Origin of the sequence: Streptomyces sp. NPDC002490, assembly GCF_040296045.1 — a bacterium.
GTDB lineage: Bacteria > Actinomycetota > Actinomycetes > Streptomycetales > Streptomycetaceae > Streptomyces.
The window spans coordinates 1-10,219 of sequence record NZ_JBEOWM010000094.1 but is presented as its reverse complement, the minus strand read 5'-3'; the positions used below and the strand labels follow the sequence as shown (position 1 = coordinate 10,219).

Sequence of the window (10,219 nt, the reverse complement as noted above, 5' to 3'; positions counted from 1 at the left end):
CACCCACGCACCACCCCACCCAACAACCCCACCAACCCCGAACCCACCCCCACCACCACATGACCCACACCACCCCCACCACCAGCACCGGAGGCCGCACCGGAGGCGGGGGCGGCACCAGCACCAGCACCAGCACCAGCACCAGCACCAGCACCAGCACCAGCACCAAGGACGGCAGCAGAACCCACCCCCGACGACGACACCACCAACGACGGCTCCACCAAACCCCCCAACACCCCACCCCACACCACACCCGCCACACCACGATCCCGACCACCCAACCACTCCAAATACTCCCGATACGACCTCACCACCGGCAACACCGACACATCACCCCCCGCCCCATACACCTCAGACAACTCACCAAACAAAACCGGCAAAGACCACCCATCCATCAAAATATGATGCAAAGTCAAAACCAACTCAAAACGCGACTCATCCAACCGCACCAACAACACCCGCAACAACGGCGGAACCCCCACATCAAACCGCCGCCCCCGCTCCTCACCCCGCAACCGACCCACCTCAACACCCACCTCACCCACCGACAACCCCACCAAATCCACCTCACGCCACGGCAACTCCACACCCGAGACCACGACTTGCACGACCTGCTGCATCCCCGCCGGTTGCTGGAAGCCCACCCGGAGGCTGGCGTGCCGGTCGAGGAGCCCCTGGAACGAGGTCCGCAGCACGGCAGGGTCGAGCGGGGCGGCCAGGCCCACCACGAACTGCTCGACGTAGACGTCCTCGGCCTGCTCGTCGTACTGGGAGTGGAACAGCAGCCCCTCCTGGAGGGACGACAGGGGCCACACATCCTCGATACGCACCTGGCTCACTGCGTCACTCACTCCTTCTCACCGGTCAGCTTGCTCTGGAGCGCATCGATCTGGCTCTGCGCCAGGGCGACGAGCGGGGAGTTCGAAGGTGCTCGGTCGGACGTCGGCCTCTCGTGGTCCTCTTCCGGACGGTGTGCGGCGATCCCCGCGAGCATCGCGGCCCAGCCGTCGATCAGTGCCTGGAGCGCGGCCTCGTCGAGGGGGCCGACCGGGCACACCAGGGACACCGTCAGCTCGGGGCCTTCCGGGCGGTCCCGGACGATGCCGCCGGCCTCCAGCAGGTGCGCCGCCGGGGTGTCCGCGTCGGCGGTGCCGCCGAGGACCGAGTCGCCCACGGGCTGCCAGGTGGCGTCGCCCGCGGCGGCGGACCCGCCGGCGGCGAACCGTCCCAGGTAGTTGAAGCCGATCTGCGGGCTCGGCAGCCCGGCCAGCGCCTCCGACGTCCTGGGGTTCAGATGGCGCAGCAGGCCGTGGCCGATGCCGTCGCCGGGAACGGCCCTCAGTTGTTCCCGGGTCCGGCGCAGCAGCAGGCCCGCGGCGGGTCCACCGCTACGGATCGCCGCGTACTCGCTGGTCCCGGGGTCGATGCGTACGGGGTGGCTGCTCGTGAACCAGCCGACCGTGCGGGTGAGGTCCATGGTGTCGGTGAGCGGCTCCCGGCCGTGGCCCTCGACGTCGACCAGCAGGCCACCCACCAGGTTGCGGCCCCTGCGACGACGCCACTCACCGACTGCGGCGACCAGGGCGGCGAGGAGGACGTCGTCGACGCCGATACCGAAGGCGTCCGGCACCCGGGTGAGCAGTTCGCTGGTGATCCGCGCTTGCACGCGGGCCTCGACCTGACGCACTCCGGCAGCGACGGTGTCCACGGCCGGATCGAGCGCGCGCCTGCCGAGGAGGGGGTTGGGTCCCCGCAACAGGCGTTTCCAGGCAGCGAGTTCGCCGACGCGTGCGCTGCTGAGTGCGTCGATCTCCAGCTTCTTCGCCCAGTGCCGGTAGGAGGTGGTGCGCGCCAGCTCGGGCGAGTCGCCGCCCTTCAGCGCCGTCGCCGCGGCAGCCAGGTCGGGCACCAGGACGCGCCAGGAGACTCCGTCGATCACCAAGTGGTGTGCCACCAGCAGCAGGCGTCCCGGGCGGTCGGGGCCGGCGTCGAACCAGACGGCCCGGATCATCTCCCCGGCCCGGGGGTCCAGTCGGTCCACTGCCCGGCGGCCCTCCGCCTGGACCACCTCGGCCGCACGTTCCTCGTCCAGCCCCGTCGTGTCCACCCTCCGGAGGCGGTCGCCCACCGGCACCGGCTCGGGGACCTCCAGGTGGGCGGTGTCGTCGGTGACGACGAGTCGGGCGCGTAGGACGTCGTGGTGGTCCAGTACCGCTTGCAGGGCTGCTTCCAGCACGGACCGTTCCAGGCCGGCCGGGGTTTCGACCAACATCGATTGGGACAGCACCCCGGTCAGCGCCGCCGGTCCGGCGCGTTCGACCAGGTCGAGCATGACCGGGGTCAGCGGGGCCCGTCCCGTGCCGGAGTCCGCCTCCTCGGCTCCCGTACCGGTCTCCCGGTCGTCGACGGCGAGCGCCACGGCGGCGAGCGCGGCCGGCGACTTCCGCTCGAACACCTGCCGGGCGGTGATCACCACTCCGGCTCGCCGGGCCCGGGCCACCACCAGCATCGACATGATCGAGTCGCCGCCGAGCGCGAAGAAGGAGTCTTCCGCACCGACCCGTTCCAGGCCGAGTACCTCGGCGAACAGGGCGCACAGCAGTTCCTCGGTCGGCGTCTCGGGGCCGCGCCCCACCGATGTCGGTGCTTCCGGCACCGGGAGGGCGGCCCGGTCGAGCTTGCCGTTCACCGTCACCGGCAGTGCGTCCAGGGCCGTGAACGCGGCGGGCACCAGGTAGTCGGGCAGTCGACCGGCCAGGTGGTCGCGCAAGGCCGCCGTGTCCAGTTCACCGGGTTCCGCGGGGACGACGTAGGCGACCAGTCGTTTGGTGCCCGGCTGGTCCTCCCGGACGACGACGGCTGCTTGTCCGACCTCGGGGCGTTCGGCGAGGACTGCTTCGACCTCACCCGGCTCGATCCGGAACCCCCGCACCTTCACCTGGTCATCCGCCCGACCGGCGAACTCCAACACCCCGCCCGACGACCACCGGGCCAAGTCACCCGTCCGGTACATCCGCCCGCCATAGGGCGAGGCCACGAACCGCTCCGCCGTCAAGCCCGGACGCCCGTCGTAGCCACGGGCCAGACCGTCACCGGCCACATACAACTCACCCACCACACCCGGGGGAACGAGGCGGAGGAACTCGTCGAGGACGTACGCCCGGGAGTTGTCCATCGGGCGCCCCAACGGCACGCTCGCCGGCACCTCATCGCCAGCGTGGTAGGCGAGTTGGGTGGTGAACGCCGTGGTCTCGGTGGGGCCGTAGGTGGTCCGTACGGTCAGCTCCGGGTAGCGGGTCAGCAGGGCGCGGATCGCCGAGGACGACACCACGTCCCCACCCGTCGACACCTCCCGCACCCCGGCGAAGACCTCCGGCGACTCCTCCGCCAACACCCGAAACAACCCCGCCGTCACATGCACATTCGTCACTCCGTGCTCGGCAATCAACCGACCCCGCTCCGCCGCGTCCAGATCACCCGCCGACGCCACCACCAGAGTGCCGCCGTGCACCAACGGCACCCACAACTCATACGTCGACGCATCGAACGCATGGTTCGCCTGGACGAGCACCCGTGCCACCACGTCCTCGCGCCAGGCACGGTCCGACACGAACGCCGCCACACTCCGATGCGTGACCGCCACACCCTTCGGCACCCCAGTCGACCCCGACGTGAACATCACATACGCCAACGACTCCCCCGACACCGCAACCGGGGACACCAACGGATCAGCAGCGAACAAGTCCTCCAGAGGAACCGTCTCCAAGCCCTCCACCACACGATCCGCCACCACCACATCCAGCCCCGCCTCATCCGCGAGCGACCGCAACCGCTCCACCGGATGACCCGCATCCAAGGGCACGAACGCCGCACCCGCCTTCCACACCCCCAACAACACCGCCACCAACCACACCGACCGATCCACCACCACACCCACCCGACCACCCACACCCACACCACACCCCACCAACCACCCCGCCACCCGATCGGACAAGTGCGCCAACTCCCCATAGGTCCACGACACGTCGTCGCCCACCACCGCCACCCCACCCGGAGACCGACCCACCTGCCCCGCGAACAACTCCACCACCGAACCCGCCGACACCTCACACCCCGTGTCGTTCCACGCCTGCACCACCTTCCACTCCTCGTCGGCGTCCATGACGTCGAGGTCGGCGAGGTGACGGCGCGGGTCGACGGCGATCTGGTCCAGGACCCGGGCGAGGCGGTCGGCCAGGGTTCGTGCCGTCGTCCCGTCGAAGAGGTCGGCGGAGTACTGGAGGCCGCCGCGGAGGCCGTCCGGGCGGCCGTGCTCGTCGTGGTGTTCGGTGAGGTTGATCGACAGGTCGAAGCGGGACGGGAGCGCGGAGTCCGGGAGGACTTCGGAGGCGTGCCGGTGCATGGTCAGTCCGGGCAGGTCCCAGTCGGCGCCGGGGACGTTCTGGAGGACCAGCATGACCTGGAACAGCGGGTGCCGCGCGAGGGTGCGCTCGATGCCGATGTCGTCGACGAGGCGTTCGAAGGGCACGTCCTGGTGGGCGTAGGCGGCGAGGTCGGACTCCCGGACCCGGCCGAGGAGTTCCTCGAAGGAAGGGTTCCCGGTGGTGTCGGTGCGCAGCACCAGGGTGTTGACGAAGAAGCCGGCCAGGTCTTCGAGGACGGGGTCGCCGCGGCCCGCGACGGCGGTGCCGACGGGGATGTCGGTGCCGGCGCCGTGCCGGGTCAGGAGCACGGCGAGGGCGGCCTGGACCACCATGAAGAGGGTTGCGGAGCCTTGGCGGGCGAGGTCGAGGAGTCGGGCGTGGGTGTCGGGGGTGAGGTCGAGGGGGACCGAGCCGCCGGTGAAGCTGGGGATGGCGGGGCGGGTGCGGTCGGTGGGGAGGGCCAGCTCCTCGGGCAGTCCGTCCAGGGCCGTGCGCCAGTGGGCGAGTTGGGCACTGATCAGGCTGTCGGGGTCGTCCGGGTCGCCGAGCACCTCGCGCTGCCAGCCGGCGTAGTCGGCGTACTGGACGGGCAGCGGGGCCCAGTCGGGGGCGGTGCCGCGGCGGCGGGCGGTGTAGGCGGTGCGCAGGTCCCGGGCCAGGATGCCCATGGACCAGCCGTCGACGGCGATGTGGTGGGCGACCAGCATCAGGACGTACTCGCCGGGTTCGCCCTGCGGGGGCGGCGGGTCGGCGGGGTCGGGGGAAGGGTCGGGCCAGGTGGTGGGGTCGGGGTCGGTGACGATCAGGAGTTCGGTGCGCCAGGGCTGGTCGCGGGCGAGGTCGAAGCCGCGGGTGGCGGTGTCGGCCATGGCGTCGGGCAGCAGGACGCGGGTCACCCGGTGGACGCGGAGCGGGGGCGCGGAGCCGAGGAGGCGGGGGCGGGCGCTGCCCGCGGTGGCGGGGAACACGGTGCGTAGGGTTTCGTGCCGGTCGGCGACGTCGTGGAGGGCGGCCGAGAGGGCGTCGGCGTCGAGGACTCCGGAGAAGCGGAGGGCGAGGGGCACGTTGTCGGCGGACTGGACTCCGCTCTCCTGGAGCTGGTTGAGGAACCACATGCGTTGCTGGCCGAACGACAGGGGCAGCACTTCGGGGCGTTCCCGCGGTGTGGGGCGGGGGCGTGCCGGGTCGGTTCCGTCGGCGGTGACGCGTCGGGCGAGGGCGGCGACGGTCGGTGCGGAGAACAGGTCCCGCACGCTGATCTCGGTGTCCAGGGCGGCGCGGACGCGGACGACGAGCCGCATGGCGAGGAGGGAGTCTCCGCCGAGGTCGAAGAAGGAGTCCTCGGCGGAGACCCGTTCCAGGTCCAGCACTTCGGCGTAGAGGGCGCAGAGCGCTTCTTCCTCGGGGGTGGCGGGCGGACGGCTGGCGCGGGTGGTGAACTCGGGGGCGGGCAGGGCGGTCCGGTCGAGCTTGCCGTTGGCGGTGAGGGGGAGGGCGTCCAGTGCGACGACGAGGGGCACCATGGGGTCGGGGAGCCGCTCGGCGGCGAAGTCCCGCAGCCCGGTGAGGTCGGTGCCGGGGCGGGCGACGGCGTAGGCGACGAGTCGGGTGACGCCGGGGGTGTCCTCGCGGGCCAGGACGCCGACCTGGGCGACGGCGGGGTGGCGGGCCAGGACGGCTTCGACCTCTCCGGGCTCGACGCGGAAGCCGCGGACCTTCACCTGGTCGTCGGAGCGACCGAGGTAGTCCAGGGTGCCGTCGGGGCGCCAGCGCACGATGTCGCCGGTGCGGTACATGCGGGCGCCCGGGCCGGTGGCGAAGGGGTCGGGGACGAACCGTTCGGCGGTGCGGGCGACCTGGCCGAGGTAGCCGCGGGCGAGTCCGGCGCCGGCGACGTACAGCTCGCCGGGGACCTGCTCGGGGACGGGCCGCAGGGCGCTGTCGAGGACGTAGGTGCGGGTGTTGGCCATGGGGCGGCCGATGGGCACGCTGTCGGGCACGTCGTGGGACGCGGTGAGGGGGTGGGCGGTGGCGAAGGTGGTGGTCTCGGTGGGTCCGTAGCCGTCGACGACGGTGGTGCCGGGGCACGCTTCGAGGACCCGGCGCACGGCGGTGGCGGGGACGGCCTCGCCGCCGGTCCACACCTCGCGCACGCCGCGGAGGCAGTGGGGGGATTCCTCGGCGAGCAGGCGGAACAGGCCGGCGGTGAGCCAGAGGGCGGTGACGTTCCGGTCGGGGACGATCCGTTGCAGGGTGCGGGCGTCGGTGTCGCGGGGTGCGAGGACGAGGGTGCCGCCGCCGAGGAGGGGCACCCACAGTTCGTAGGTGGAGGCGTCGAAGTGCTGGGGGGAGTGGACGAGCACCCGCCCGTGGCTGCCGGTGCCGGTCCAGCACGGGTCGAGGGCGAGGGCGGTGACGGCGCGGTGGGTGACGGCGACGCCCTTGGGGGTGCCGGTGGAGCCGGAGGTGAACATCACGTAGGCGAGCCGGTCGGGGTGCCCGTGGTGCCGCGTGGGGAGGGGAGGTGCCGGGTCGGTGGTGTGGTCGGTGTCGGTATCGGTATCGGCATCGGCATCGGCATCGGCATCGGCATCGGTGAGGACGAGGGTGTCGGCGTGTCGGGTGGCGGGGTGGGTGACCAGTGTGCTGTCGGTGAGCAGGAGGGTGGCGTCGGCCGCGGCGAGGACGCGTCGGGTGCGGTCGGCGGGGGCGTCGGGGTCCAGGGGGACGTAGGTGCCGCCGGCTTTGAGTACGGCGAGGAGGGAGACGACGAAGGCGGTGGACCGGTGGTGCAGGACGGCGACGCGTTGTTCGGGGGCGAGTCCGAGGGCGAGCAACCGGCGGGCCAGCCGGTCTGCCAGGGCGTCGAGTCGGGCGTAGGTGGTGAGGGTGCCGGCGTCGTCGACGGCGGGTGCGTCGGGAGTGCTCCGGGCGCGCCGGGCGAACAGTTCCGGCAGGGTGGCGGTGTCGGGGAGGGGGTGGGCGGTGTCGTTCCAACGGGTGAGGACGCGTTCCCGGGCGGCACCGGTCAGATGGTTGATCCGGCTGGTGGGGGCGGCGGGTGCGGCGGCCATGTCGGTGAGGATGCGCAGGGTCCGTTCCACGAGGGTCCGCGCGTCCTCCTCGTCGAAGAGGTCGGGTCGGTAGTCGAGGCGCAGTTCGAGCCGTTCGGCCGGGGAGACGATCAGGGTGAGGGGGTAGTGGCTGGCTTCGTCGCCGCTGCCGCCGGTGATGCGCAGTCCGCCCAGCTCCCGCCCCGCACCGGGGTCGTGGGGGTAGTTCTCGTAGACGACGAGGGTGTCGAAGGTCGCTCCGGGGCCGGCGGTGCGCTGGATGTCGGTGAGGCCGGTGTGCTGGTGGGCGATGAGTTCGGCCTGTTCGGCCTGGAGGGTGGTGAGCAGGTCCAGGGTGCTGCGGGCGGGGTCGAGCCGGACCCGGACCGGCACGGTGTTGATGAACAGGCCGAGCATCCGCTCGACGCCGGGGATCTCGGCGGGGCGGCCGGCGACGGTGGTGCCGAAGACGACGTCGTCGCGGCCGGTGAGCAGGGCCACGAGCACGGCCCAGGCGCCCTGGACGACGGTGTTGAGGGTGAGTCCGTGGGCGCGGGCCGTCTCCCGCAGGGTGTGGGTGACCTCGGCGTCCAGCAGGGCGGTGACGTGCCGGGAGCGCAGGGGTTCGGCGTCCCGGTCGAGCCGGGTGACGAGGGTGGGTTCGGTGGTGCCGGCGAGGGCGCGGCGCCAGGCCCGTGCCGAGGCGTCCCGGTCCTGGCCGTGCAGCCAGGCGAGGTAGTCGCGGTACGGGGCGACGGGCGGCAGCGCGGAGGGGTCGCCGTCCGCGGCGTACACCTCGGAGAGTTCCCCGAACAGCAGGGGCAGGGACCAGCCGTCCAGCACGATGTGGTGCATCGTGATCACGAGGCGGTGCCGGTCGGGGCCGGTGCGGAGGAGCAGGAACCGCAGCAGGGGCGGGGTGGTGAGGTCGAACCGGGTGTGCTCCTCGGCGGTGAGCCGCAGGGCTTCGGCTTCGGCCTCGGCGGGGGGCAGCGCAGACAGGTCGACCTCCCGCCAGGGCGGGCGGGCGGTGGCGGCGACGACCTGGACCGGGGCGCCCGTGCCGCCGGGTTGGCGGACACCGGTCCGGAGGTTGGCGTGCCGGTCCACGAGCGCCTGCCAGGAGGCGCGCAGCACGTCGGGGCGGAGGGGGCCTTCGAGGTCGAGGGTGCGCTGTCCCACGTACACGTCGGGGGCGCCCTCGTCGTAGCGGGCGTGGAAGAGCATGCCTTCCTGGAGCGGGGAGAGGGGCCAGACGTCGACGAGGTGGGGGACGGCCGTCTCCAGTTCCTCCACTTCGGGTGGGGCGAGGTCGACGAGCGGGAAGTCGGAGGGGCTGTGCCCGCCGGCGGCGGGGTCGGCGGCGTGCCGGGCCAGACCGGCCAGGACGGCGGCCCAGTCGGTGGCGATGCGGTCCAGCTCCGCCGGGTCGAAGAGCCCGGCGGGGCCACCCAGGGTGAGCACCATCTCGGGTCCTTCGGCCAGGTCCCGGACCAGGCCGCCGGCCTCCAGGGCGTGCAGCAGGGCCATCCGGGGGTCGGCCGCGCCACCGAGCACGCGGTCCGCGTCGGCCTGCCAATTCCCGCCTTCGGGTCGGCTGTTGGTGTGGAAGCGGCCCAGGTAGTTGAAGCCGATCTGGGCGGTGGGCAGGGCGGCGAGGGCGGTGGCCGTCTCGGGGTTGGCGTAGCGCAGCAGCCCGTAGCCGAGTCCGTCGCCGGGCACGTCCCTGATCTGTTCCTTGACCCTCTTCAGCAGCCGTCCCGCCTCGGGGCCGCCGGCACGGGCGTCGGTGACGTCGATGCCGGTGGCGTCCAGGCGCAGGGGGTGCGAACTGGTGAACCAGCCGACGGTGCGGGTGAGGTCCATGGCTTCGGTCAGGGGTTCCCGGCCGTGGCCCTCCACGTCGACCAGGACGGGTCCGGCGGCGGCGCCGTCGCCGCGCCGCTCCTGGAGGGCGGCCACCAGGGCGGCCAGCAGGACGTCCTCGATGCCGGCGTGGAAGGCGGCGGGCACCCGGGTGAGCAGGTCCGCGGTCACCGGAACGGGGATGCGGACCTCGGTCTGGTGGATGCCGGCGGCGACGGTGTCGACGGCCGGGTCCAGGGGCCGGCCGCCGATCGGGGCGCCGGGGCCCGCCAGAAGCCTCTCCCACGCGGGGAGTTCGGCGATCCGCGCGGGGGCGGTCGCTTCGGCCGCGAGGGCCAGCGCCCACTGCCGGAACGGGGTTCCCGCCGGATCGGGCTCCGGGGCCCGTGACGGGTCCGCTGCCCGGTCGTGGGCGGCGGCCAGGTCGGGCAGGAGCACCCGCCAGGACACCCCGTCGACGGCCAGGTGGTGGACCACGATCAGCAGTCGGCCGGGGGTGTCGGGCCCCCGGTCGAGCCAGGCGGTGTGGACCATCCGGCCGGCGACCGGGTCCAGTCCGTCGACCGCGGCGCGTTCCGCTCCGCGGACGAGGGCGCTGAGGTCGTCGGGGTCGACGGCCCCGGTGGCATCGACCCGGTGCACCGGCACGGTCACGGTGCCCTTCTCCGGGACGACGAGCCGTTCGGGCACCCCGTCCACCACCTCCAACCGCGCCCGCAACACGTCATGCCGGTCCATCACCGCACGAACCGCCGCCTCCAACCGCACCCGATCAAGCCCGGCCGGCACCTCCACCACCAACGACTGCGCAAAACCCCCCGTCAACGCCACCACACCCGCACGCCCCACCAACTCCCGCATCACCGGCGTCAACGG

The 10,219-nt window shown here is 72.7% G+C and carries 2 protein-coding genes and 1 pseudogene; all 3 read right to left on the bottom strand.

Annotated features, from left to right (window positions below; all coding sequences use genetic code 11):
• Positions 1-839: condensation domain-containing protein (locus tag ABT092_RS30285; protein ID WP_351249606.1), on the bottom strand; the 839-nt coding region annotated here is incomplete at its 3' end.
• An 8-nt stretch (positions 840-847) separates the two neighbouring features.
• On the bottom strand, positions 848-6,145 hold the full coding sequence (locus ABT092_RS31065; protein WP_502968540.1) for an amino acid adenylation domain-containing protein: 5,298 nt from the start codon (positions 6,143-6,145) through the stop codon (positions 848-850).
• A pseudogene (locus ABT092_RS31060) lies at positions 6,128-10,204 on the bottom strand (amino acid adenylation domain-containing protein); the annotation flags it as partial. The pseudogene ABT092_RS31060 and the gene ABT092_RS31065, both read right to left, overlap by 18 nt.
• Between the last annotated feature and the right edge of the window lie 15 nt (positions 10,205-10,219).